The sequence below is a fragment of the Alloalcanivorax venustensis genome (assembly GCF_047495515.1).
Classification (GTDB): Bacteria; Pseudomonadota; Gammaproteobacteria; order Pseudomonadales; family Alcanivoracaceae; genus Alloalcanivorax; species Alloalcanivorax venustensis.
This window is the reverse complement of record NZ_CP179934.1, coordinates 3,320,261-3,343,958: the sequence shown is the minus strand read 5'-3', so window position 1 is coordinate 3,343,958 and position 23,698 is coordinate 3,320,261. Positions and strand designations below refer to the sequence as shown.

The following is a 23,698-nucleotide window of genomic DNA, read 5'->3' as shown; positions in this document are numbered from 1 at the left end:
TGTTGCTCCCCTTCCTGTCATCCAACTCCCACGATTTGCTATGGCTGATGTACTCGTTGTCGGTGGTGGAATTGTCGGTTTGCTGAGTGCGCTGAATCTCAGCGACCGCGGTTTGAGCGTCACCGTGATCGACGCCGGCGGGCAGCGTCCGCCGGCGTCCTGGGCCGGTGGCGGTATTCTGTCGCCGCTGTTTGCCTGGCGTTATCCCGATCCCATGAACCGGCTGACCCACGACGCCACGGCGCGTTACCGGGCGCTGGTGGATCGTCTCCAGGGCAAGGCCGGGTTACGCGCGTCGGACCTGCACCACAGCGGTCTGTGGGTGGCGGTGGACGGCGACGAGCGCCGGCAGGCGCTGCGCTGGGCGTCGGACTGGAGCCTGAGCTGTCGGGAAGCGCCGCTGAGCGGGCATTTGTCGGCGGCGCCGGAGCGGCAAGGTGTGTGGTTTCCGGAGGTCGGCAATCTACGCAACCCGCGCCTATTGAAGGCGCTGCGCGCTACGCTGTTGGGGCAGGGCGTGACGTTCGTGAACGCGGCGGTGGGCGCCGTGCGGCCCGGCGCCCGGGGCGCCGAGCTGACGCTGAGCCGGGGCGGCACGCTGTCCGCGCCCCGGGTGCTGCTCTGCGCGGGGGCCTGGACGTCGGCGTTGTTGGCCCCTCTGGGCGTGCGGTTGCCGCTGTTTCCGGCCAAGGGCGAAATGCTGCTGTACCGTTTGCCGCCGGGCCGGGTGCCGACCATCGTGCTCACCGACCAGGGCTATCTGATTCCGCGTGCCGATGGCGCGGTGCTGGCCGGTTCCACCCTCAACCCCGGCGATGCCACCACGTACCCCACGGTGACCGGGCGTTGGGCGTTGCAGGCCATGGCGGCGTCGTTGCTGCCGGAGCTGGCGTCGGTGACGCCGTCCCATCATTGGGCCGGGGTGCGGCCGGGCAGCGACCGCGACTGGCCCTATCTGGGGCCGGTGCCCGGCACCCGCGGGGTGTTCGCCGCCGCGGGGCTGCATCGCAATGGTTTGGTGGCGGCGCCGGCCAGCGCCGAGCTGCTGGCGCGCCTGATGTGCGGGGAAACGCCGTCGCTGGATCCGGCGGCTTATTCGCTGTCCGGGGCGCCGTCCTGATCCAGTTCCAGCTTCTTTAGCCGGTAGCGCAGCGAGCGGAAGGTCATGCCCAGCTTCTTGGCGGCCGCGGTGCGGTTCCAGTGGGTGGTGTCCAGCGCGCGCAGGATTTCCTGTTTCTCGATCTCCTGCAGATAGTCTTCCAGCGGCAGCTGCGGGTGGCGGCCGCCGCCGTTGCCGGTGGCCGGCTGCGGCCCATCGTCGCTGGGCAGGTGCAGATGCTCGGGTTCGATCATCTCGCCGTCGCAGAGGGTGAGGGCACGCTCCAGGGTGTTTTCCAGTTCGCGCACGTTGCCGGGAAAGCGGTAGCCGGCGAGGGCGGACATAGCCCGCTCGCTGACCGCCGGCGGCCGGGTCTCCCAGGCTTCGCCGAGACGCTCCAGGATGTGTTCCACCAGCACCGGGATGTCCTCGTGCCGTTCGCGCAGCGGTGGCACGTGCGCTTCGATCACGTTGAGCCGGTAGTAAAGATCCTGGCGGAAGCGGCCGGCGCTCATTTCCTCGCCCAGATCCCGGTGGGTGGCGCAGAGAATGCGCAGGTTAACCGCGAACTCCTTGGACTCGCCCACCGGGCGCACCGTCTTTTCCTGAATCGCGCGCAGCAGTTTCACCTGCATGTGCAGCGGCAGGTCGGCCACTTCGTCGAGGAACAGGGTGCCGCCGTCCGCTTCGCGGAACAGGCCTTTGCGGTCTTCCACGGCGCCGGTGAAGCTGCCCTTGCGGTGGCCGAAGAACTCGCTCTCCATCAGTTCCGAGGGAATCGCGCCGCAGTTGACCGCCACGAACGGCTTTTCCCGGCGCGGGCCCAGGGCGTGGATCAAACGCGCCACGCGCTCCTTGCCGCTGCCGGATTCGCCGCTGATGTAGATCGGCGCCTGGCTGCGCGCCAGTTTGCGGATCTGCTGCTTGAGGCGCTGCATGGCCGGCCCCTGGCCGACCAGGGTGTCTTCTTCCCCGCCGCCGTCGCCGGCTTTCTCGGTGCGGCTGATGCCCAGGCCGTCCTCGATCAACTGCCGCAGGCGGTCCAGCGCCACCGGTTTGGCGATGAAGTCGTAGGCGCCCAGCTTCATCGCGTCGGTGGCCACGTCCATGTTGCCGTAGGCGGTGATCACCGCCACCGGCATGTCCGGGGCGGTCTGGGCGGCGTGGCGCAGCAGGTCCAGGCCGGTGCCGTCGCCCAGGTTCATATCGGTCAGGCAGAGGTCGAAGCGGTCGCTGTCGAGCAGGCGCCGCGCGGCGCCGAGCGAGTCGGCCGCGGTGGCATCCAGTTTCATCCGCCCCAGGGTGATGACGAGCAGTTCGCGCAGATCCGCTTCGTCGTCAACAACCAGAACACGAGGAGTCTTATCGGTCATCATTATTGGAACTGTCGGTCCGGGTGAGCACAGGTTAGCACAAAGCGAGCGCCGGGTTGGGCGTCCTCATAGTCCAGGGTCGCCTGGTTCGCCTGGCACAGCTGCCGGCACACGTACAGCCCCAGCCCGTTGCCGCCGTCGCTGGTGGTGTAGAAGGGTTCGAACAGGTGGGCGGCGGCGTCCTCGGGGATGCCGTCGCCGTTATCGGCCACCGAGATCCACGGCAGCCGGGTCTGCGGGTGGCGGCCATAGGCCACGGTCACCCGGCAGTCCGCGCCGCCATGGTCGAAGGCGTTGCCGATCAGGTTGTCCACCACCTGTATCAGCTGGCTGCGGTCGAAGCGCACTTCCAGGCCCTCGTCGCGGTGCTGCAGGCGCAACCGCTCGCGGGGGATGCCGCGCTGGTGCCAGCTGGCGGAGACCTCCTCCAGGACCGGTGCCACATCGAAGCGCGCCGCCTGGCTGCGTGGCCGCCGGGACAAGTCCAGCACATCGGAAATGATGCCGTTCACCCGTTTCACATGGTTGCGGATAATGCCCAGAAGATGGCTGTCTTCCGGCTTTTCCATGTCTTCGTCCAGCAGCTCGGTGGCGTGGCTGATGGCGCTCAACGGGTTGCGGATTTCATGGGCCAGGGTGGCGGACAGGCGGCCCAGGGAAGCCAGGTTCATTTGCTGGGCTTCCTGGGCCACGCGGGCGGTGTCTTCCAGGAACACCAGGGTGAGGTCCTCATGGCCGGTGTCCAGGTCGGCGAAACGGGCGCTCACCTGCGGCGACTGGCGCGACACCCGCAGCGGGCTCTGCGCCATGTGCGGCGCCTGCCGCCAATGCTGATGCCGCTCCACCAGCGCCGCCGGCAGGTGCTGGCCGACCATGGGGATGGCGAAAAAGCCGTCCGCGGACGGGTTGGACTGCAGAATCCGGTGCTCGTTGTTGAACACCATCACGCCGGTGCGCATGCGGGCCACGATCTGCCGGTTGAGCGCCTCCAGCCGCTCGATCGCCACGCGCTGGCTGGCGGCGATGGACTCGCTGCGCTCCAGCCGCTCGGCGATCTGCTGGATGATCAGCGACACCATGAAGAAGGCGATGCCCAGCAGGCCCGCTTCGGTGAGCTGGAACGGGTCCTTGTCGCCGGTCTGGGTGGCGAAGTAGAACTGCTCGAACATCACCGTCAGGGTGGCCAGCGCGGCGATCAGGAAACCCATGCGGCCGCGCAACAGAATATTGCCGGCGGCCACGTTGACCAGCAGCAGCACCGCCAGGCCGCCTTCCAGGCCGCCGTTGGCGTGCACCACCAGGCCCAGCACCAGCACATCGATAACCAGCGCCAGCGGCTGCGCGAAGCCCGGCTTGCGCAGCCGCTCGCTGTAATCCATCGCCGAGGACACCAGCGTCAGCAGCAGATAGCCCGACACCGTGCCTTCGAACAGAGCCGGCATGTACTGGCCGATCAGCCGCTGCTCGCTCACATAGAACAGCGTCAGCAGCACCGTGGCGATGGTGATGCGGTAGAGGTTGTAGATACGGCTTGGTGTCCAGCTCTGGCTAGGGCTCATGGTGCTCCAGGTATTGGCGCTGATGGTCCTGGCTGCAGAACGCCATGTTGTTGTGTTGGAACGCTTCGTTTTCCGGCACATGCACGCCGCATTGCCGGCACTTGACCATCTTCTGGCTGAGCGAAGCCGGCCCGTCGGCCGGGTCGTCATGCCGGCGGCGTTCACCCAGCAGGCCTTTCACGACCCGCCAAACCAGATAAATCAGAGCCGCTATGATAAGCAGCCGTATCAGCCCCATAAGGATCTCCCCGACGCCTGTGCAAGGGCAGGCGGCTACAGAGTACAATCAGCGCTCCATGGAGAAAAGGCTGGTGATATGCGAGTAGTGATGGCCCAGCGCAACCCGCTGGTCGGGGATATCGAGGGCAACGCGAATGCGGTGGTGGCCGCCGCTCGTGAGGCGCGCAATTTGCTGGGCGCCGAGCTGGTGGTGTTCCCCGAACTGGTGCTCACCGGCTACCCGCCGGAAGACCTGTTGTTGCGCCCCAGCCTGAACGGCCGCGTCGACGACGCGCTGGCGCACATCGGCGAACGTATCGAGGTACCGGTGGTGCTGGGCTATCCGGCGGTGCGTAATGGCGTGCGCCGCAATGCCGCCGGCGTGCTGTTCCCGGGGGACAGCCGCCCCCGGCATGAGTATTTCAAGCAGTGCCTGCCCAATTACCGGGTTTTCGATGAAAAGCGTTACTTCCAGCCCGGAGATCAAAGCTGTGTGTTCGAGTTGGGCAGGGAGCGCCTGGCCATCACCATTTGCGAGGACATCTGGTTCGAGGGGCCGGCGGCCCAGGCCGCCCGCGACGGCGCCACCTGCATCGTCAACCTGAATGCGTCGCCGTTCCGCGCCGGCAAGCCCGGTGAGCGCCGCGACCAGGTCTGCGCCCGCGCCCGGGAAACCGGTTTGCCGGTGCTTTACTGCAATCTGGTGGGCGGTCAGGACGAGCTGGTTTTCGACGGCGCCTCCTTCGTGGTGGACGGCGAAGCCGGTGTCTGTGTTCAGGGCGCCAGCTTCGAGGAAGCGCTGGTCCCGGTGGACCTGGGCCGCGAAGGCGGCGCGCTGAAAGTGCGCGGTGAAGTGCTGCCGGTGCCGGAAGACGAGGAAAGCCTGTACCGGGCCCTGGTGCTGGCAACCCGTGACTACGTCAACAAGAACGGCTTCAAGGGCGCGCTGCTGGGCTTGTCCGGGGGCATCGATTCCGCCCTGACCCTGGCGGTGGCGGTGGACGCTCTCGGCCCGGACCGGGTGGAGGCGGTGATGATGCCGTTCCGCTATACCGCCGACATCAGCATCGAAGACGCGGAGCAGCAGGCCAAGGCACTGCGGGTGCACTACCGGTCGCTGCCCATCGAGCCGGCCTTCAACGGCTTCATGTCGATCCTCGAGGAGGCGTTCGCCGACCACCAGCCGGACACCACCGAGGAAAACCTGCAGGCGCGCTGCCGTGGCGTGTTGCTGATGGCGCTGTCCAACAAGAACGGGTCGGTGGTGCTGACCACCGGCAACAAGAGTGAGATGGCGGTGGGCTACGCCACCCTCTACGGCGACATGGCCGGCGGTTTCTCGGTGCTTAAGGACGTGTTCAAGACCTGGGTCTACCGGGTGGCGCGCTGGCGCAACCAGAAGGCGGGCAGTGAGATTATCCCCGAGCGGGTGATCACCCGGCCGCCGTCGGCGGAGCTGGCGCCGGATCAGGTGGATTCGGATTCGCTGCCCGGGTACGACGAGCTGGACGCCATTCTGGAGCGTTACGTGGAACAGGACATGAGCGCCGAGGCGGTGATTCGCGACGGCTTTGACCGCGACACCGTGTACCGGGTGGTCAAGCTCACCGACCGCAACGAATACAAGCGGCGTCAGGCGGCGGTGGGGCCGCGGGTCAGCCGCCGCGCCTTCGGCAAGGATCGCCGCTACCCGATCACCAACGGCTGGCGACCGGGGGACTGACAGCGGTTACAGCAGGTCGAACGTGAGCAGGCTCAGCAGGCCCTTGTTCTCGTTCGGCCACCAGGCCAGATCCACCTGGTCGTCGTCTTCCAGGAATTCGCTGTCCGGCCAGTTGGTGGCCAGGATGCGGCGGCTTTTATCCGCCAGCGCCGGGCGGTCCAGGCGCTCGTAGCCTTTCACCATGATGGCCAGGGCTTCCGGCACCAGCGGCGTCTGCTGGTAGTGCTGCACCACGTACTGGGCGCGGCCGATGGCGGCGATGTAGGCGCCCCGGCGGGCGTAGTAACGGGCCGCGTGCAACTCGTGGCGGGCGAATTCATTGCGGATGAACACCATGCGGGCGCGGGCGTCCTCGCTGTACTCGCTGTCCGGGAAGCGGGTCACCAGGCGCTCGAAATCCTCGAAGGCGTCGCGCGCGGACGACAGGTCGCGGGCGGACTTGTCGGTGTTCATCATGGAATCGAAGAAACCCCGTTCCATGTAGAAATTGGCCAGGCCGCGCATGTAGAGCGCGTAGTCCAGGCGCGGGTGGGCCGGGTAGCTGCGCATGAAACGCTGGGCGGCGACCACGGTTTGCGGGTAATCCTGAAGGCGGAACTGGGAGTAGATCAGCTCCAGTTGCGCCTGCTCCGCGTAGCGGCCGTAGGGAAAACGGGCCTCCAGCTCCTTGAGCCGGTCCACGGCGGTCACGTAGTTATTCGACTCCATGGACTCGCGGGCTTCACGGTACTGTTCCGCTTCGGTGCGCTCCGGGGCCTCGTCAGGTTTGCTGGCGCAGGCGCTGAGCAGCGCGGCGATCAACAGGGTCGAAAGCAATCGTGGCATTTTATCCTCGGTGCGACAGGGTACAATGGTGCGCCTATTCTACGCACAGGTCGGACCATGGGACATCTTGGCGGTGAGAAAATTCAGCGCACTGAGCAGGTTGATGCGCAATACGCCGGTATCCGGCTGGACCAGGCGGCCGCCGAATTGTTCGACGGCTTCTCCCGGTCGCGCCTGCAGAACTGGATCAAAGAAGGCGTGCTGACGGTGAACGGGCGCGCCGCGCGGCCCAAGGACAAGCTGCTGGGCGGCGAGGCGCTGACCCTGGCGGTGGAACTGGCGCCGGAGATCGACGATCAGCCGGAAGCCATTGAATTGCCGGTGATTTATCAGGATCAGGACCTGATCGTGATCAACAAGCCCGCCGGCCTGGTGGTGCACCCGGCCGCCGGCCACGCCGACGGCACCCTGCTCAACGGCCTGCTGCACCTGGACGATCGCCTGTCCAGCCTGCCCCGGGCCGGCATCGTCCACCGCCTGGACCGGGACACCACCGGCCTGATGGTGGTCGCGCGCTCCGTGGAAGCGCACACCGGGCTGGTGGCGCAGCTGCAGGACAAGAGCCTGTACCGGGAGTACCAGGCCATCGCCATGGGTGTGATGACCGGCGGCGGCACCGTGGACGCGCCCATGGGCCGGCACCCGGTGGACCGCAAGCGCCAGGCGGTGGTGGCCCACGGCGGCAAAACGGCGGTCACCCACTACCGGGTGCTGGACCGCTACCGGGCCCACACCCGCGTGCAGGTGCGCCTGGAAACCGGCCGCACCCACCAGATCCGCGTGCATCTGGCCCACCGCCGTTATCCGCTGGTGGGCGACCCGCTTTACGGCGGCCGGCTCAAGCAGCCCGCCGGCGCCACCGAGGCGCTGCGCGAGGCCCTGCGCGGGTTCCGCCGCCAGGCTCTGCACGCCTTCAAGCTCGGGCTGGTGCACCCGGCCAGCGGCGAGTACATGGAATTCGAGGCGCCCCTGCCCGAGGATTTCCAGACGCTGGTTCAGGTCCTGGAGGCGGACCGGGAGGCACAATGACCCTGCCCGATATAAGCCAGTGGCTGCGGCCCGACTGGCAGCCCCATCCCCGGGTTCGCGCCCTGGTGACCACCCGTCTGGGGCGCCACTCGCCGCCCCCGTGGCACGGTTTCAACCTGGGCATGAACTGCGGTGACGACGCGGCGCGGGTGGAACAGGCCCGCCGCCATGTGCACAAGATGCTGGCGGTGGACCATCCGCCGGCCTGGCTGGAGCAGGTCCACGGCGACCGCATCATCCAGGCCGGCGACGCCGACACCCGCGCCGACGGGGTCTGGACCGGCGAACCGGGCTGGCCCTGCGTGGTACTTACCGCCGACTGCCTGCCGGTACTGCTGGCGCGCCAGGACGGCAGCGCGGTGGCGGCGGTGCATGCCGGCTGGCGCGGCCTGCACGGCGGCATCCTGGGCCGGGCGGTGGCAACGCTGGCGCCCGGCGGTGAGCCGCTGTCCGCCTGGCTGGGCCCGGCGATCTCCGCGCGCGCCTACCAGGTGGGCGAGGACGTGCACCGTGCCTTTGTATCGCTGGGGCCGGAGTATCAGGCCGCCTTCAGCCGCGACAGCCAGCCCAACCATTGGCGCTTCTCCCTGGCCCACGCCGCCACGCTGGCGCTGAACGCCGCCGGTGTGTTCGAGGTGGCGGGGGGCGACCACTGCACCGCCAGTGATCCGGTCCATTTCTACTCTTACCGCGCCGAAGGCCAGACCGGCCGCTTTGCCACCATGGTGTGGCTGGAACCCGCCCCGGCTTGATCCAGATCAACAATCCCCTCTTGAATCGCTTCACGTCAGCCCGCATTTAAAGCTCAGTTTTTAAACAACCGATAACGCGCCGGTGCCGTGGTCCGGGCCGGCCGTTAGGCGTGATCAGGAGAGTGGAAAATGCGAATGGACAAATTTACCGCGCGCTTGCAGGAAGCGTTGGGCGAAGCCCAATCCCTGGCCGTGGGCCAGAGCCACAGTGCGATCGAACCGGTGCACTTACTGTTGGCACTGCTGCAGCAGAGTGGCGGGGTGGCGGCGCCGTTGCTGGAGAAAGCCGGCGCCAACCCGGCGGATGTCATCACCGCCTTGAAAATGGCCATGGATAAACTGCCGACGGTGGGACAGTTCAACGGTGACGTGCAGCTGTCCCAGGGGTTGGCGCGGCTGCTCAACCTGGCGGACCGCGAGGCCCAGCAGCGTGGCGACCAGTACGTGTCCACCGAGGCGCTGTTGCTGGCGGCCTGCGACGACGGCGGGGAACTGGGCAAGCTGTTCAAGAACGCCGGCATCAAGAAGAAGGTGCTGGCGGAGAAAATCCAGGAAGTCCGCGGCGGTGAAGCGGTCACCGACCCCAACGCGGAAGACAAGATGGAAGCGCTGAAGAAGTACACCCAGGATCTCACCGAGCGGGCCGAGAACGGCAAGCTGGATCCGGTGATCGGTCGCGATGATGAGATTCGCCGCACCATCCAGGTGCTGCAGCGCCGCACCAAGAACAACCCGGTGCTGATCGGCGAGCCCGGCGTCGGCAAGACCGCCATCGTCGAGGGGCTGGCCCAGCGCATCGTTAACGGCGAGGTGCCGGAAGGGCTCAAGGACAAGCGCGTGCTGGCCCTGGACATGGCGGCGCTGATCGCCGGCGCCAAGTATCGCGGCGAGTTCGAGGAACGCTTGAAAGCGGTGCTGAATGAACTCGCCAAGCAGGAAGGGCGCATCATTCTGTTCGTCGACGAGCTGCACACCATGGTCGGTGCCGGCAAGGCCGACGGCGCCATGGACGCCGGCAACATGCTCAAGCCCGCCCTGGCCCGGGGCGAACTGCACTGCGTGGGCGCCACCACCCTGGACGAGTACCGCCAGCACATTGAAAAGGACGCGGCACTGGAGCGGCGCTTCCAGAAGGTGCAGGTGGACCAGCCCTCGGTGGAGGACACCATCGCCATCCTGCGTGGCCTGAAAGAGCGCTACGAGGTGCACCACGGCGTGGACATCACCGACGGCGCGATCATCGCCGCCGCCCGGCTCAGCCACCGCTACATCACCGACCGGCAGTTGCCGGACAAGGCCATCGACCTGATCGACGAGGCGGCCAGCCGTATCCGCATGGAGATCGACTCCATGCCCGAGGAAATGGACCGTCTCGACCGTCGCCTGATCCAGCTCAAGATGGAGCGTGAGGCGCTGCGTAAGGAAGACGACGAGGCCAGCAAGAAGCGGCTCGACAAACTGCAGGACGACATCGGCGCGCTGGAAAAAGAGTACGCCGACCTGGAGGAAATCTGGAACGCCGAGAAGGCGGCCCTGCAGGGCGCCCAGCAGTACAAGGCGGAGCTGGAACAGGCCCGGGTGGACATGGAGCAGGCGCGCCGCGCCGGCGACCTGAGCCGCATGTCCGAGCTGCAATACGGGGTGATCCCGGATCTGGAGAAGAAGGTGCAGACCGCCCAGGAGGCGGAAGAGTCCGCCCAGGTGGAAACCAAGCTGCTGCGCAACAAGGTCACCGAGGAAGAGGTGGCCGAGGTGGTCTCCAAGTGGACCGGCATTCCGGTGTCCAAGATGCTGGAAGGCGAGCGCGACAAGCTGCTGCGTATGGAAGAGGCGCTGCACGCCCGGGTGGTCGGCCAGGACGAGGCGGTGACCGCGGTGTCCAACGCGGTGCGCCGCTCACGGGCCGGGCTCTCCGACCCCAACCGCCCGAACGGCAGCTTCCTGTTCCTGGGCCCCACCGGGGTCGGCAAGACCGAGCTCTGCAAGGCCCTGGCCGGGTTCCTGTTCGACACCGAAGAGGCGATGGTGCGCATCGATATGTCCGAGTTCATGGAGAAGCACTCCGTGGCCCGGCTGATCGGCGCGCCCCCGGGTTACGTGGGCTATGAAGAGGGCGGCTACCTCACCGAGGCGGTGCGGCGTAAGCCTTACTCGGTGTTGCTGCTCGACGAGGTGGAGAAAGCCCATCCGGACGTCTTCAACATCCTGCTGCAGGTGCTTGAGGACGGCCGCCTCACCGACGGCCAGGGCCGCACCGTGGACTTCCGCAACACGGTGGTGGTGATGACCTCCAACCTGGGCTCCGATCTGATCCAGCGCATGGCCGGCGAGGGCGACTACGACGCCATGAAAGACGCGGTCATGGAGGTGGTCGGCCAGCACTTCCGGCCCGAGTTCATCAACCGGGTGGACGAGACGGTGGTGTTCCACCCCCTGGCCCGGGATCAGCTCAAGGGCATCGCCGCGATCCAGCTCGACTACCTGCGTCAGCGGCTGGTGGACCGGGATATGGGGCTGCGGCTGTCGGACAAGGCGTTGGAGAAGCTGGTGGAGGCCGGTTTCGATCCGGTCTACGGCGCCCGGCCGCTGAAAAGGGCGATCCAGCAGCAGCTGGAAAACCCGCTTGCCCAGGCGTTGCTCAAGGGTGAGTTCGGCCCCGGCGACACCATCGAAGTGGATGTCGCCGGCAGTGAGATGGTGTTCCGCAAAGGCTGATCAGCAGTTCTTGAGCGCCGCGCGGGTGGTTTCGATTATCTCGTCGCGGCGCGCCTGGTCGATCACTTCCATTTCTCCGGTCTGCGGGTTTTCCACCCGCACCACCGGCTTGTTCTCAAGGATCTCCAGGTTGGCGCGGTGCTCTTCGCAGCGCTCCTTGGCCACGGCCTCCGGCTCCTCGGCCGCGCGTTCGGCCTCGCGGGCCCGCTCTTCCGCCTGTTCACGGGCGCGGGCGGCGGCCTCGCGCTGCTCCTGCAGGGCCTTGAGCTCCTTGCCCTGATCGGAGCTGGGCCCGTAGGTGCGCACCGCTTCCGAGCCGCCGTCCTCCGGCGGCGCGGTGCCGTAGTGCGTGACTCCGTTGTCATCCACCCATTTGTAGTACTTATCCGCCATGGCGGGTGCGGCGCTGCCCAGCAGGGCGAGCGCCAGCAGTGGCGTGAGTGTTCTGGCGATGCTGGTTCGGATCATTGTTTGCCCCCTTGGTCGGCGAATCAGAATGCCCGCGACGGTCCCCGCTGTGCAAGTGCCCCTAAGCGTCCCTATTGTGTAAGAAAGGGCCCGCCAGGGGTTTGAAAGCGCCCGCATTTCTGACAATATTGCAGTACTTTCCGGAGATCGGAACCCGCAGGCGCTTACCGGCACCTGTGTGGCCGGGACCCGGGGCGCCGTTACCGCGACGTCCTAACGCAGCATCACTGCAAGCATGTCCCGCTGGTGAAGCCTCTGGAGGATTCCGGCGCGGGTATGTGCCCCCTCCGAGCTTCCCAACCTGTGTTCGCCGTTGGCCACCTCCACGCGGACTTCGGGATGCCTAAATACGGCGTCCGTCCCACAGGTAAACGCAACACCCTCCCGTTCCGCCGGTTTTCGGCGGGGTGAACGCTATTTTTAATTTCGAGGTAGCAATCGTGGAAATGTTATCCGGCGCGGAAATGGTGGTCCGCGCTCTGCAAGACGAGGGAGTGGAGTACATCTTCGGGTATCCCGGGGGCGCGGTACTGCACATCTATGACGCGTTGTTCCAGCAGGACAAAGTCAATCACATTCTGGTGCGCCATGAGCAGGCCGCCACGCATGCCGCGGACGGCTATGCCCGCTCCACCGGCAAGCCCGGCGTGGTGCTGGTGACCTCCGGCCCCGGCGCGACCAATGCCATCACCGGCATCGCCACCGCCTTCATGGACTCCATTCCCATGGTGGTGCTGTCCGGCCAGGTGCGCTCCGACTGGATCGGCGACGACGCCTTCCAGGAGACCGACATGATCGGTCTGTCGCGGCCGATCGTGAAGCACAGCTTCATGGTCCGCGACCCCAGTGAGATCCCGGAGATGGTCAAAAAGGCCTTCTATATCGCCAGCACCGGCCGCCCCGGCCCGGTTCTGATCGATATTCCCAAGGACCACACGGCGCCCAACAAGACCTTCCCGTACGAGTACCCCAAGAAGGTCAAGATGCGCTCCTACATGCCGGTCTCCCGGGGGCACTCCGGGCAGATCCGCAAGGCGGTGGACGAGCTGCTCAAGGCCAAGCGCCCGGTGATCTACTCCGGCGGCGGCGTGGTTCAGGGTGACGCCAGCGAGGCGCTCACCGCGGTGGCCCGCAAGCTCAACTATCCGGTCACCAACACGCTGATGGGGCTGGGCGCCTACCCGGGCACCGACGAACAGTTCCTCGGCATGCTGGGTATGCACGGCACCTACGAAGCCAACATGTCGATGCACAACGCCGACGTGATTCTGGCCGCCGGCGCGCGCCTGGACGACCGGGTCACCAACGACGCCAAGAAGTTCTGCCCGGGCGCCAAGATCATCCATATCGATATCGACCCGGCCAGCATCTCCAAGAACGTCACCGCCCACATTCCCATCGTCGGGCCGGTGAAGCAGGTGCTGGAAGAAATGCTCACCATGATCGACGAGCATGACAGCGGCCCGGACCACAAGAGCGTGGAGCGCTGGTGGCAGGAAATCGACGGCTGGCGCCAGGTGCACGGGCTGCGTTACGAGGTCAACGAAAACGGTCCGATGAAGCCGCAGCAGGTGGTGCAGGCGCTCTACAAGGCCACCAACGGCGAGGCGTTCGTCACCTCCGACGTGGGCCAGCACCAGATGTTCGCCGCCCAGTATTACCTCTATGACCGGCCGCGTCAGTGGATCAACTCGGGCGGCCTGGGCACCATGGGCTTCGGCCTGCCGGCGGCGATGGGCGTGCAGTTCGCCTATCCGGACGGCGTGGTGGCCTGTGTCACCGGCGAAGGCTCGATCCAGATGAACATTCAGGAGCTCTCCACCTGTCTGCAGTACGGTCTCCCGATCAAGATCATCAACATCAACAACCAGGCCCTGGGCATGGTGCGCCAGTGGCAGGACATGCAGTACGGCGGCCGTCACAGCCAGTCGTACATGGAATCCCTGCCGGACTTCGTCAAGCTGGCGGAATCCTACGGGCACGTGGGCATGTTGGTGGAAAAGTTCGAAGACCTGCAGCCGGCCATGGACGAAGCCTTCGCGCTCAAGGACCGCCTGGTATTCATGGATATCTACGTGGACTCCACGGAGCACGTTTACCCCATGCATATCGCTGACGGCGCCATGCGGGACATGTGGCTGAGCAAGACGGAGCGCACCTGATGAGACGCATTATTTCGATTCTGATGGAAAACGAGCCGGGTGCGCTGTCCCGGGTGGTGGGGCTGTTCTCCCAGCGCGGCTACAACATCGAGACCCTGACGGTGGCGCCCACCGAGGACGACACCCTGTCCCGGCTGACCATGACCACCACCGGCGACGACAAGAAGATCGAACAGATCACCAAGCACCTCAACAAGCTCATCGAGGTGGTCAAGCTGGTGGATCTCACCGAGGGTGCCCACATTGAGCGCGAGATCATGCTCATGAAGGTGAAGGCCACCGGCGCCCAGCGCGCCGAGGTCAAGCGCACCGTGGACATCTTCCGGGGCCAGATCGTGGACGTCACCAGCACCGTGTACACGGTGCAGCTCACCGGCACCACCGACAAGCTGGAGGCGTTCATCAACGCCGTCGGAGAAGCGCAGGTGCTGGAAGTGGTGCGCTCCGGCGTGTCCGGCATCTCACGGGGCGAGAAAGTCCTCAGCCTCTGAGTCGCCTTTACACTGTGAGTCCCAAAGAACCCCGCCTCGTGCGGGGTTCTTTCGTATATAGCGCTGGGAATGGCGATTCGATGTTGGTTTCTTGAGCGTTGAAACGGATGTACGTATTTTAAAGAGTGGTCATCGGACGTCATTTCCGGGGGAAAGACTATGCGTGGAGTATTGGGCGGCTTGGCTTTAATTTGGGGGATATGGTCGGGCCTGGCCGGCGCGCAGCAGCACCCGGCGCGCATGGTGGGGAAGTGGTGCGAGTCCGACGACGGTGGTCAATCGTGTAGTGGATATACCTCGTATTTTCCGGACGGTAGTGCCTATGCTTATACAACAAGCGTTGAAGGTAACCGGCTGGAGATAGTGGGAATGTGGGGCCATATTGGGCGTTACTCCTGCTTCACCCATATCGCTTTCGAGGAATACGATGAGAATACCAACTTGCTGGTTAACTGGGGGAGCCGGAGAGATTTCTGCAACAAAATTATCGGTTTAGGGTTGTCTGAGTTCGTTTACGAAGACTATGAGGGTGAGCGCCACTCAATCTATCGTCTTTCGGATACCCCCGACCGGTCAGTGTGGCCGCCGGTCTCTGGTGAATAGCGCAACTGTCTCCGCAGAGCCGATCCGCAGGCTCTAGGCTCGCCATGTCTTATATCCATAGCTTCCCACCGGTGTCCGGGCCCGGCGCCGACCGGCTGATTCTCGGCTCCATGCCCGGCAAGGCGTCGCTGGCGGCGAATCAGTATTACGCCCACCCGCGCAACCTGTTCTGGCCAATCGTCGAAACCCTTTTCGACATTCGAGCCGATCTCCCTTACGCGGAACGTTGCCGGCAGCTGGCGGAGCAGGGCGTGGCCCTCTGGGACGTGCTGCGAGCCTGCACACGCTCGAGCAGCCTCGACTCGGATATCCTTGAAGCGTCGATCGTGCCTAAGGATTTCGAGGGTTTTCTGCGTGCCCATCCGCGCATCGGCGTGATCTTTTTCAACGGCGCCAAGGCGGAGAGCGTCTGGCGGCGTCACGTGGGGCCCACACTACCCGCCGATCTTGCCGCGATCCCTACTTCTCGCCTGCCGTCCACCAGCCCGGCGAACGCGTCGATTCCCTATCCGGTGAAGCTGCGGCAATGGCGGGCGGTGACTACGCCTCTATAGGAAGGGCGGTGGTTCGCTGAGTCACCGCAGCTGCGACCAGAACGCCTGGATCACCGGGTCGGTGAGGCGCTTTTCCAGTGTGAACAGGCCCACTTCGTAGTCCTCCAGGGCCGGTTCCACTTCCAGGGGGCGGGTGCGCTCGGCCAGCGGGCTGTTCTCCAGCACGATGCGGGGCGCCACGCCGACCCCGAAACCCAGGCTCACCATGCTGACGATGGCTTCGTTGCCGCTCACCTGGGCGTAGATGCGCGGCGTGACGCCCAGGGCCCGGAACCACTGGTCCAGGCGCTGCCGGGACAGGCCCTCCTCGGAAAGAATCATCGGCACGTCGCGCCAGGCGTCGGCCCGGGCGGGGCCGTTCAGGGCGCCGGCCAGGTCGGGCTGGTCGGCGGGGGCGATGAACAGCAGCGGCGAGCGCAGTATCGACCGGAACGCCACGCCCCGGGGCAGGGTGTCCGGGCGGGCGCCGATGGCGATGTCTTCCCGTCCGGTGGTCACCCGTTCCACCGCCTGGGCCGGGTCGCCGGTGTGCAGCTTGATCTCGATGCCGGGGTAGTCGTTACGGAAGTGGCTGAGAATGTCATAGAGGAAGCTGTAGCTGGCGGTCACCGAGCAATACAGGCTCAGCTCGCCCTGCAGCACGCGGCTGCTCTCCTGCATGGAGTGTCGCAGGCTGTCCCACTGGGCCAGGGCTTCGCGGGCGTACTGCTGGAAACGCCGGCCTTCCGGGGTGAGGCTGACACTGCGGTTGTCGCGCCGGAACAGGGTGACGCCCAGCTCTTCTTCCAGGTGTCGGATGGTGCGGCTCACCGCCGAGGGGCTCATATGGCAGCGGTCGCCGGCGCGGCCGAAATGCAGGGTGTCGGCGAGCGCCAGAAACAGGCGAAGCGGGCGGGTATCCATGCGAGCGTTGTCCAATCCGGTATTTTAATAGTCGGCATACTGTGTTGCGAATATATCATTTTACGCAATACCGGGTATGGCCTATGGTAGCGACCATTCGTTAACCGTCATTGGGATACAACCATGCAAGTGTACTACGACAAAGACTGCGACCTTTCCATCATCCAGGGTAAGAAAGTGGCCATTATCGGCTACGGCTCCCAGGGCCACGCCCACGCCAACAACCTGAAAGAGTCCGGTGTGGACGTCGTGGTGGCGCTGCGTGAGGGCTCCAGCTCCGCGGCCAAGGCCGAGGCCGCCGGCCTCACCGTGCAGAACGTGCCCGAGGCCGTGAAGGCCGCCGACGTGGTGATGGTGCTGGCCCCGGACGAGTACCAGGCCGCCATCTACCAGAACGAGATCGAGCCGAACCTGAAGCAGGGTGCCACCCTGGCGTTCGCCCACGGCTTCTGCATCCACTACAACCAGATCGTGCCGCGCCAGGACCTGGACGTGATCATGATCGCGCCCAAGGCGCCGGGCCATACCGTGCGCACCGAGTTCACCAAGGGCGGCGGCATCCCCGACCTGGTGGCGATCTTCCAGGACGCTTCCGGCCAGGCCAAGGATCTGGCGCTGTCCTACGCCTGCGGCATCGGCGGCGGCCGCACCGGCATCATCGAAACCACCTTCAAGGACGAGACCGAAACCGACCTGTTCGGTGAGCAGGCCGTGCTGTGCGGCGGCACCGTGGAGCTGGTGAAGGCGGCGTTTGAAACCCTGACCGACGCGGGCTACGCGCCGGAAATGGCGTACTTCGAGTGTCTCCACGAGCTCAAGCTGATCGTCGACCTGATGTACGAAGGCGGCATCGCCAACATGAACTACTCGATTTCCAACAACGCCGAGTACGGCGAGTACGTGACCGGCCCGGAAGTGATCAACGACGAGTCCCGTGCCGCCATGCGCAACGCGCTCAAGCGCATCCAGACCGGTGAATACGCGAAGATGTTCATCAACGAGGGTAACTCCAACTACCCGAGCATGACCGCCCGCCGCCGGCTCAACGCCGAGCACCCCATCGAGCAGGTGGGTGAGAAGCTGCGCGGCATGATGCCCTGGATCAAGGCCAACCAGATCGTCGACAAGAGCAAGAACTGATCCAGCGGCGCTTGCCGCACTGGTTCGCTATCAAAACGCGCCCTCCGGGGCGCGTTTTTTGTTGGGCGCCAGTGGGTTAGACTAGCCGTCCTGATGCCACACCGAGCGGCGAGACACCATGACCCAGCAGCAAGACCAGAACGAGCAGCCCCAGAGCGACCCCTTCGAAGTGGTGGAGGCGGAGCACCGCACCGGTGCCCGGCATAAGGGGGTGTATTTGCTGCCCAACCTGTTCACCACCGGCGCCCTGTTCGCCGGCTTCTACGCCATCGTGGCGGCGATGAACGGCCTGTTCGAAGCGGCGGCGGTGGGGATTATCGTCGCCGGCATCCTGGACGGCCTGGACGGTGGCGTCGCCCGCCTTACCAACACCCAGAGCAAGTTCGGCGCGGAGTACGATTCGCTCTCCGACTGTGTCGCCTTCGGCGTGGCGCCGGGGCTGGTGGCCTACTCCTGGGCGCTCACCGAGCTCGGCAAGTTCGGCTGGATGGCCGCCTTCATCTATCTCGCCTGTGCCGCTCTGCGTCTGGCGCGCTTCAACGTGCAGGCGGAAAGCACCGACAAGCGCTTTTTTATCGGCCTGCCCAGCCCCACCGGCGCCGGCCTGGTGGCCACCATGGTATGGCTGGGGGCCAGCCGCGGCATCGACGGCAACGAGGTCTCCTGGCTGGTGGCCCTGGTGGTGGCCGGTGCCGGCCTGCTGATGGTGTCCTCGGTGCGCTACCACTCGTTCAAGGAGTTTCATATCGGGCGGGTGCCGTTCAAGGTGCTGCTCGGGGTGATCGTGGCGTTCGCTATCGTTTTCCTGGACCCGCCGCTGGTGCTTCTTACCGTGGCGGTGATCTATGTCGCCGTGGGGCTGTTGCTGAGCCTCTGGCGGATACGCAAGGGCACGCCGCAAGCGTGAACAAAGAAAGGCGCCGCAAGGCGCCTTTCTTGTCTCCGGAGTGCGCCTCCGGCCGATTCTTTTTGTCCTTGATCGGTTCTTGATCAGGGATTGTAAGTCTTTGTTTTTAATCGATTTATTGTTGTCGTTTTCGCGCAGGCAACCAGTGTCCGCTCAAAAGGTGACCGTTTGATAAAGAACTCATGAAAAAAGTGTTGACGGGTCACCGCAAATCTCTAGAATGCGCCCCCACAACGACGGCACACGGCGAAACGCCAAAGGCCAGTCGGGAAGCGAAACGAACCGCTTCCAACGTTCTTTAACAATCAGGCAAGCAAACGTGTGGGACCTGTTTGGAGTAGGTATCTCAAAAAGATATCGGCTTTGAACAAGTCAACCTAGTTGAATTTGTTTCGAGCTGAGCATGATTTAAGTGCGCAGGCACTTTAAACGCTTTTTTGAACTGAAGAGTTTGATCATGGCTCAGATTGAACGCTGGCGGCAGGCCTAACACATGCAAGTCGAGCGGAAACGATCCTAGCTTGCTAGGAGGCGTCGAGCGGCGGACGGGTGAGTAACGCGTGAGAATCTACCCATGAGTGGGGGACAACCCGGGGAAACTCGGGCTAATACCGCATACGCCCTACGGGGTAAAGCAGGGGACCTTCGGGCCTTGCGCTGATGGATGAGCTCGCGTCGGATTAGCTTGTTGGTGAGGTAAAGGCTCACCAAGGCGACGATCCGTAGCTGGTCTGAGAGGATGATCAGCCACACCGGGACTGAGACACGGCCCGGACTCCTACGGGAGGCAGCAGTGGGGAATCTTGGACAATGGGGGCAACCCTGATCCAGCCATGCCGCGTGTGTGAAGAAGGCCTTCGGGTTGTAAAGCACTTTCAGCAGGGAGGAAGGCTTACCCCTAATACGGGTGAGTACTTGACGTTACCTGCAGAAGAAGCACCGGCTAATTTCGTGCCAGCAGCCGCGGTAATACGAAAGGTGCAAGCGTTAATCGGAATTACTGGGCGTAAAGCGCGCGTAGGCGGTGTGTTAAGTCGGATGTGAAAGCCCAGGGCTCAACCTTGGAATTGCATCCGATACTGGCACGCTAGAGTGCAGTAGAGGGAGGTGGAATTTCCGGTGTAGCGGTGAAATGCGTAGAGATCGGAAGGAACACCAGTGGCGAAGGCGGCCTCCTGGACTGACACTGACGCTGAGGTGCGAAAGCGTGGGGAGCAAACAGGATTAGATACCCTGGTAGTCCACGCTGTAAACGATGTCTACTAGCCGTCGGGGTCCTTAGTGACTTTGGTGGCGCAGCTAACGCGATAAGTAGACCGCCTGGGGAGTACGGCCGCAAGGTTAAAACTCAAATGAATTGACGGGGGCCCGCACAAGCGGTGGAGCATGTGGTTTAATTCGATGCAACGCGAAGAACCTTACCAGGTCTTGACATCCTCGGAACTTGGCAGAGATGCCTTGGTGCCTTCGGGAGCCGAGTGACAGGTGCTGCATGGCCGTCGTCAGCTCGTGTCGTGAGATGTTGGGTTAAGTCCCGTAACGAGCGCAACCCTTGTCCTTAGTTGCCAGCACGTCATGGTGGGAACTCTAGGGAGACTGCCGGTGACAAACCGGAGGAAGGTGGGGACGACGTCAGGTCATCATGGCCCTTACGACCTGGGCTACACACGTGCTACAATGGCTGGTACAGAGGGTTGCGAAGTCGCGAGGCGAAGCTAATCCCTTAAAGCCAGTCGTAGTCCGGATCGGAGTCTGCAACTCGACTCCGTGAAGTCGGAATCGCTAGTAATCGCGGATCAGAATGCCGCGGTGAATACGTTCCCGGGCCTTGTACACACCGCCCGTCACACCATGGGAGTGGATTGCACCAGAAGTGGCTAGTCTAACTACGGAGGACGGTCACCACGGTGTGGTTCATGACTGGGGTGAAGTCGTAACAAGGTAGCCGTAGGGGAACCTGCGGCTGGATCACCTCCTTAACGACTTGAGTACCTGCCCAAGCAGGGACCCACACGTTTGCTTGTCTGTTGTTGTCCGGCATAAAAGAAGCCGGTAACAAGTGATTCGTCTGAATTATTTGTTACCGGTTTTTTAATCCGGTCCTGAAGTTCACCTTCGGGAAGCTCTTTAACAATCTGGGAAATGAGAAAGTCCAAGTATTCCAATGGAATACAAGCGTTAGAAGTTTATCTGACACTTGTGTCTATTTGGTGCGTATCGTTAATCGTTGCGGCTGTATGACTGTTTTGGGTTATATGGTCAAGTGACGAAGCGTGCACGGTGGATGCCTTGGCAGCCAGAGGCGATGAAGGACGTTGTAGCCTGCGATAAGCTCCGGTTAGGTGGCAAACAACCGTTTGACCCGGAGATCTCCGAATGGGGCAACCCACCCGTTGTAAGGCGGGTATCACCGACTGAATCCATAGGTCGGTGAGGCGAACGCGGGGAACTGAAACATCTAAGTACCCGTAGGAACAGAAATCAATTGAGATTCCCTGAGTAGCGGCGAGCGAACGGGGATTAGCCCTTAAGCTGATGACGGATTAGGAGAACGGTCTGGGAAGGCCGACCATAGTGGGTGATAGTCCCGTATCCGAAAATCTGATTCAGTGAAAACGAGTAGGTCGGGGCACGTGTAACCTTGACTGAACATGGGGGGACCATCCTCCAAGGCTAAATACTCCTGGCTGACCGATAGTGAACCAGTACCGTGAGGGAAAGGCGAAAAGAACCCCGGAGAGGGGAGTGAAATAGATCCTGAAACCGTGCACGTACAAGCAGTCGGAGCCCGCTTTGTTGGGTGACGGCGTACCTTTTGTATAATGGGTCAGCGACTTATTCTCAGTAGCGAGGTTAACCATCTAGGGGAGCCGTAGGGAAACCGAGTCTGAATAGGGCGTTTAGTTGCTGGGAATAGACCCGAAACCGGACGATCTACCCATGGCCAGAGTGAAGGTGCGGTAACACGCACTGGAGGCTCGAACCCAAGTATGTTGAAAAATGCTGGGATGAGCTGTGGGTCGGAGTGAAAGGCTAATCAAGTCCGGAGATAGCTGGTTCTCCCCGAAAGCTATTTAGGTAGCGCCTCGTATATCACCACCGGGGGTAGAGCACTGTTTCGGCTAGGGGCCCATCCCGGGTTACCAAACCGATGCAAACTCCGAATACCGGTGAGTGCAGTACGGGAGACACACGGCGGGTGCTAACGTCCGTCGTGGAGAGGGAAACAACCCAGACCGCCAGCTAAGGTCCCCAAATTCCAGTTAAGTGGGAAACGATGTGGGAAGGCTTAGACAGCTAGGAGGTTGGCTTAGAAGCAGCCATCCTTTAAAGAAAGCGTAATAGCTCACTAGTCGAGTCGGCCTGCGCGGAAGATGTAACGGGGCTCAAACTGGATACCGAAGCTGCGGCAGTGTGCTTAGGCATACTGGGTAGGGGAGCGTTGTGTAAGTCTGTGAAGGTGTGTTGAGAAGCATGCTGGAGATATCACAAGTGCGAATGCTGACGTGAGTAACGATAATGCGGGTGAAAAACCCGCACGCCGAAAGACCAAGGTTTCCTGCGCAACGCTAATCGGCGCAGGGTGAGTCGGCCCCTAAGGCGAGGCTGAAAGGCGTAGCTGATGGGAAACGGGTTAATATTCCCGTACTTCTTGTAACTGCGATGGAGAGACGGAGAAGGCTAGGCCTACCGGGCGTTGGTTGTCCCGGGGAAAGACCGTAGGCTGGGATCTTAGGCAAATCCGGGATCCTAAGGCTGAGAGTCGAGACCACCGGCCCTTTGCGGCTGGGAAGTGGTTGATGCCCTGCTTCCAGGAAAATCTTCTAAGCTTCAGGTTACAAGGAACCGTACCCCAAACCGACACAGGTGGTTGGGATGAGTATTCTAAGGCGCTTGAGAGAACTCGGGTGAAGGAACTAGGCAAAGTGGTACCGTAACTTCGGGAGAAGGTACGCCACTTGGTGTGAAGGGCTTGCCCCGTAAGCACCGAGTGGTCGCAGTGAAAAGGCCCCTGCAACTGTTTATTAAAAACACAGCACTCTGCAAACGCGTAAGCGGACGTATAGGGTGTGACGCCTGCCCGGTGCCGGAAGGTTAATTGATGGGGTTAGCTTCGGCGAAGCTCTTGATCGAAGCCCCGGTAAACGGCGGCCGTAACTATAACGGTCCTAAGGTAGCGAAATTCCTTGTCGGGTAAGTTCCGACCTGCACGAATGGCGTAATGATGGGGGCACTGTCTCCACCCGAGACTCAGTGAAATCGAAATCGCAGTGAAGATGCTGTGTACCCGCGGCTAGACGGAAAGACCCCGTGAACCTTTACTATAGCTTCACAGTGGACTTTGAGCCTGCTTGTGTAGGATAGCTGGGAGACATTGAAGCGGTGACGCCAGTCATCGTGGAGTCGTCCTTGAAATACCAGCCTGGCATGTTCGAGGTTCTAACCCAGGCCCGTTATCCGGGTCGGGGACATTGTGTGGTGGGTAGTTTGACTGGGGCGGTCTCCTCCCAAAGAGTAACGGAGGAGCACAAAGGTACCCTCAGCACGGTCGGACATCGTGCAATGAGCGTAAAGGTAGAAGGGTGCTTGACTGCGAGACCCACAAGTCGAGCAGGTGCGAAAGCAGGTCTTAGTGATCCGGTGGTTCTGTATGGAAGGGCCATCGCTCAACGGATAAAAGGTACTCCGGGGATAACAGGCTGATACCGCCCAAGAGTTCACATCGACGGCGGTGTTTGGCACCTCGATGTCGGCTCATCTCATCCTGGGGCTGAAGCCGGTCCCAAGGGTATGGCTGTTCGCCATTTAAAGAGGTACGCGAGCTGGGTTTAGAACGTCGTGAGACAGTTCGGTCCCTATCTGCCGTGGGCGTTGGAGATTTGAGAGGAGCTGCTCCTAGTACGAGAGGACCGGAGTGGACGAACCTCTGGTGTTCCGGTTGTCACGCCAGTGGCACTGCCGGGTAGCTACGTTCGGACGGGATAACCGCTGAAAGCATCTAAGCGGGAAGCCTCCCTCAAGATGAGATCTCCCTGGGCACTTGATGCCCCTAAAGGGCCGTGGAAGACCACCACGTTGATAGGCGGGATGTGGACGCGCTGTGAGGCGTGAAGCTAACCCGTACTAATTGCCCGTGCGGCTTGACCATATAACGCCAAAGCGGTCACGGTGTGCC

Annotated in this window: 17 protein-coding genes and 2 rRNA genes; 13 read left to right on the top strand and 6 right to left on the bottom strand. The window is 63.1% G+C overall.

Annotated features, from left to right (window positions below; all coding sequences use genetic code 11):
- Positions 1-40: 40 nt before the first annotated feature.
- Complete coding sequence (locus ACMG4O_RS15620) at positions 41-1,120, top strand: NAD(P)/FAD-dependent oxidoreductase (RefSeq protein WP_414434122.1); 1,080 nt, start codon at positions 41-43, stop codon at positions 1,118-1,120.
- On the opposite strand, the gene ACMG4O_RS15615 is transcribed toward ACMG4O_RS15620, so the two are convergent.
- The 3 genes from ACMG4O_RS15615 to ACMG4O_RS15605 are packed head-to-tail and all read right to left on the bottom strand — an operon-like array spanning position 1,093 to position 4,269.
- Entirely contained in the window at positions 1,093-2,472 is a 1,380-nt protein-coding gene (locus ACMG4O_RS15615) for a sigma-54-dependent transcriptional regulator (protein ID WP_414434869.1), read from the bottom strand. The genes ACMG4O_RS15620 and ACMG4O_RS15615 overlap by 28 nt on opposite strands.
- Before the next feature lie 2 nt (positions 2,473-2,474).
- A complete protein-coding gene (locus ACMG4O_RS15610; protein ID WP_414434121.1) occupies positions 2,475-4,031 on the bottom strand; it encodes a sensor histidine kinase in 1,557 nt (518 codons plus the stop codon).
- Positions 4,021-4,269 carry a PP0621 family protein gene (locus ACMG4O_RS15605; protein ID WP_142949769.1) on the bottom strand — a complete coding sequence of 83 codons (249 nt, stop codon included), beginning with the start codon at positions 4,267-4,269 and terminating at the stop codon, positions 4,021-4,023. Before ACMG4O_RS15605 ends, ACMG4O_RS15610 begins: the two co-directional genes overlap by 11 nt.
- 78 nt (positions 4,270-4,347) lie before the next feature.
- Between ACMG4O_RS15605 and ACMG4O_RS15600 the strand changes: the two genes are divergently transcribed.
- Positions 4,348-5,973, top strand: coding sequence for an NAD+ synthase (locus tag ACMG4O_RS15600; protein ID WP_414434120.1), 1,626 nt, complete (start codon positions 4,348-4,350; stop codon positions 5,971-5,973).
- Between the two features lie 6 nt (positions 5,974-5,979).
- Here the strand turns inward: ACMG4O_RS15600 and ACMG4O_RS15595 are convergent, their stop codons facing one another.
- On the bottom strand, positions 5,980-6,798 hold the full coding sequence (locus ACMG4O_RS15595) for an outer membrane protein assembly factor BamD (RefSeq protein WP_194856318.1): 819 nt from the start codon (positions 6,796-6,798) through the stop codon (positions 5,980-5,982).
- A 57-nt stretch (positions 6,799-6,855) separates the two neighbouring features.
- Between ACMG4O_RS15595 and rluD the strand changes: the two genes are divergently transcribed.
- From rluD to clpB, 3 genes are all read left to right on the top strand, one after another.
- Positions 6,856-7,827: a 23S rRNA pseudouridine(1911/1915/1917) synthase RluD gene (rluD, locus tag ACMG4O_RS15590; RefSeq protein ID WP_414434119.1), complete on the top strand. Its 972-nt coding sequence runs from the start codon at positions 6,856-6,858 to the stop codon at positions 7,825-7,827.
- Complete coding sequence (gene pgeF, locus ACMG4O_RS15585; protein ID WP_370233479.1) at positions 7,824-8,579, top strand: peptidoglycan editing factor PgeF; 756 nt, start codon at positions 7,824-7,826, stop codon at positions 8,577-8,579. Before rluD ends, pgeF begins: the two co-directional genes overlap by 4 nt.
- 129 nt (positions 8,580-8,708) lie before the next feature.
- A complete protein-coding gene (gene clpB, locus ACMG4O_RS15580; protein ID WP_414434118.1) occupies positions 8,709-11,294 on the top strand; it encodes an ATP-dependent chaperone ClpB in 2,586 nt (861 codons plus the stop codon).
- Here the strand turns inward: clpB and ACMG4O_RS15575 are convergent, their stop codons facing one another.
- Complete coding sequence (locus ACMG4O_RS15575; protein ID WP_414434117.1) at positions 11,295-11,762, bottom strand: DUF4124 domain-containing protein; 468 nt, start codon at positions 11,760-11,762, stop codon at positions 11,295-11,297.
- A 440-nt stretch (positions 11,763-12,202) separates the two neighbouring features.
- Between ACMG4O_RS15575 and ACMG4O_RS15570 the strand changes: the two genes are divergently transcribed.
- The 4 genes from ACMG4O_RS15570 (at position 12,203) to ACMG4O_RS15555 (ending at position 15,572) form a co-directional block, all read left to right on the top strand.
- The gene (locus tag ACMG4O_RS15570; protein ID WP_370202676.1) at positions 12,203-13,924 is read left to right on the top strand and encodes an acetolactate synthase 3 large subunit; all 1,722 of its coding nucleotides are present in this window, start codon (positions 12,203-12,205) and stop codon (positions 13,922-13,924) included.
- Positions 13,924-14,415: an acetolactate synthase small subunit gene (gene ilvN / locus ACMG4O_RS15565; protein ID WP_067609676.1), complete on the top strand. Its 492-nt coding sequence runs from the start codon at positions 13,924-13,926 to the stop codon at positions 14,413-14,415. The genes ACMG4O_RS15570 and ilvN overlap by 1 nt, the downstream gene beginning before the upstream one ends.
- Positions 14,416-14,574: 159 nt before the next feature.
- Complete coding sequence (locus ACMG4O_RS15560; protein WP_194856314.1) at positions 14,575-15,018, top strand: hypothetical protein; 444 nt, start codon at positions 14,575-14,577, stop codon at positions 15,016-15,018.
- Between the two features lie 44 nt (positions 15,019-15,062).
- Positions 15,063-15,572: a DNA-deoxyinosine glycosylase gene (locus tag ACMG4O_RS15555; RefSeq protein ID WP_414434116.1), complete on the top strand. Its 510-nt coding sequence runs from the start codon at positions 15,063-15,065 to the stop codon at positions 15,570-15,572.
- 21 nt (positions 15,573-15,593) lie between these two features.
- Here ACMG4O_RS15555 and ilvY read toward each other — a convergent pair whose 3' ends face one another.
- Positions 15,594-16,475 (bottom strand): HTH-type transcriptional activator IlvY, encoded by an 882-nt coding sequence (gene ilvY, locus ACMG4O_RS15550; protein WP_370202666.1) that lies wholly within the window; start codon positions 16,473-16,475, stop codon positions 15,594-15,596.
- 123 nt (positions 16,476-16,598) lie between these two features.
- On the opposite strand from ilvY, the gene ilvC reads away from it, so the two are divergent.
- From ilvC to ACMG4O_RS15530, 4 genes are all read left to right on the top strand, one after another.
- Positions 16,599-17,615, top strand: a complete 1,017-nt coding sequence (gene ilvC, locus ACMG4O_RS15545; protein WP_142950220.1) for a ketol-acid reductoisomerase — start codon at positions 16,599-16,601, stop codon at positions 17,613-17,615.
- A 118-nt stretch (positions 17,616-17,733) separates the two neighbouring features.
- Complete coding sequence (pssA, locus tag ACMG4O_RS15540; protein WP_067608480.1) at positions 17,734-18,522, top strand: CDP-diacylglycerol--serine O-phosphatidyltransferase; 789 nt, start codon at positions 17,734-17,736, stop codon at positions 18,520-18,522.
- Between the two features lie 439 nt (positions 18,523-18,961).
- Positions 18,962-20,501: ribosomal RNA gene (locus tag ACMG4O_RS15535) — 16S ribosomal RNA — on the top strand.
- A 278-nt stretch (positions 20,502-20,779) separates the two neighbouring features.
- Positions 20,780-23,671, top strand: a 23S ribosomal RNA gene (locus tag ACMG4O_RS15530).
- Together the 16S and 23S rRNA genes form the textbook arrangement of a ribosomal RNA operon.
- The last annotated feature ends 27 nt before the right edge of the window (positions 23,672-23,698 follow it).

What these genes read in the sequence shown, in the direction of transcription:
- pgeF (WP_370233479.1), top strand. Translation starts at nt 7,824, where the DNA reads ATGACCCTGCCCGATATAAGCCAGTGGCTGCGGCCCGACTGGCAGCCC.
- pssA (WP_067608480.1), top strand. Translation starts at nt 17,734, where the DNA reads ATGACCCAGCAGCAAGACCAGAACGAGCAGCCCCAGAGCGACCCCTTC.
- rluD (WP_414434119.1), top strand. Translation starts at nt 6,856, where the DNA reads ATGGGACATCTTGGCGGTGAGAAAATTCAGCGCACTGAGCAGGTTGAT.
- ACMG4O_RS15610 (WP_414434121.1), bottom strand. Translation starts at nt 4,031, where the DNA reads ATGAGCCCTAGCCAGAGCTGGACACCAAGCCGTATCTACAACCTCTAC.
- ACMG4O_RS15555 (WP_414434116.1), top strand. Translation starts at nt 15,063, where the DNA reads ATGTCTTATATCCATAGCTTCCCACCGGTGTCCGGGCCCGGCGCCGAC.
- ACMG4O_RS15575 (WP_414434117.1), bottom strand. Translation starts at nt 11,762, where the DNA reads ATGATCCGAACCAGCATCGCCAGAACACTCACGCCACTGCTGGCGCTC.
- ilvY (WP_370202666.1), bottom strand. Translation starts at nt 16,475, where the DNA reads ATGGATACCCGCCCGCTTCGCCTGTTTCTGGCGCTCGCCGACACCCTG.
- ACMG4O_RS15600 (WP_414434120.1), top strand. Translation starts at nt 4,348, where the DNA reads ATGCGAGTAGTGATGGCCCAGCGCAACCCGCTGGTCGGGGATATCGAG.
- ACMG4O_RS15560 (WP_194856314.1), top strand. Translation starts at nt 14,575, where the DNA reads ATGCGTGGAGTATTGGGCGGCTTGGCTTTAATTTGGGGGATATGGTCG.
- ACMG4O_RS15620 (WP_414434122.1), top strand. Translation starts at nt 41, where the DNA reads ATGGCTGATGTACTCGTTGTCGGTGGTGGAATTGTCGGTTTGCTGAGT.
- ACMG4O_RS15595 (WP_194856318.1), bottom strand. Translation starts at nt 6,798, where the DNA reads ATGCCACGATTGCTTTCGACCCTGTTGATCGCCGCGCTGCTCAGCGCC.
- ACMG4O_RS15605 (WP_142949769.1), bottom strand. Translation starts at nt 4,269, where the DNA reads ATGGGGCTGATACGGCTGCTTATCATAGCGGCTCTGATTTATCTGGTT.
- ilvC (WP_142950220.1), top strand. Translation starts at nt 16,599, where the DNA reads ATGCAAGTGTACTACGACAAAGACTGCGACCTTTCCATCATCCAGGGT.
- clpB (WP_414434118.1), top strand. Translation starts at nt 8,709, where the DNA reads ATGCGAATGGACAAATTTACCGCGCGCTTGCAGGAAGCGTTGGGCGAA.
- ACMG4O_RS15615 (WP_414434869.1), bottom strand. Translation starts at nt 2,472, where the DNA reads ATGACCGATAAGACTCCTCGTGTTCTGGTTGTTGACGACGAAGCGGAT.
- ilvN (WP_067609676.1), top strand. Translation starts at nt 13,924, where the DNA reads ATGAGACGCATTATTTCGATTCTGATGGAAAACGAGCCGGGTGCGCTG.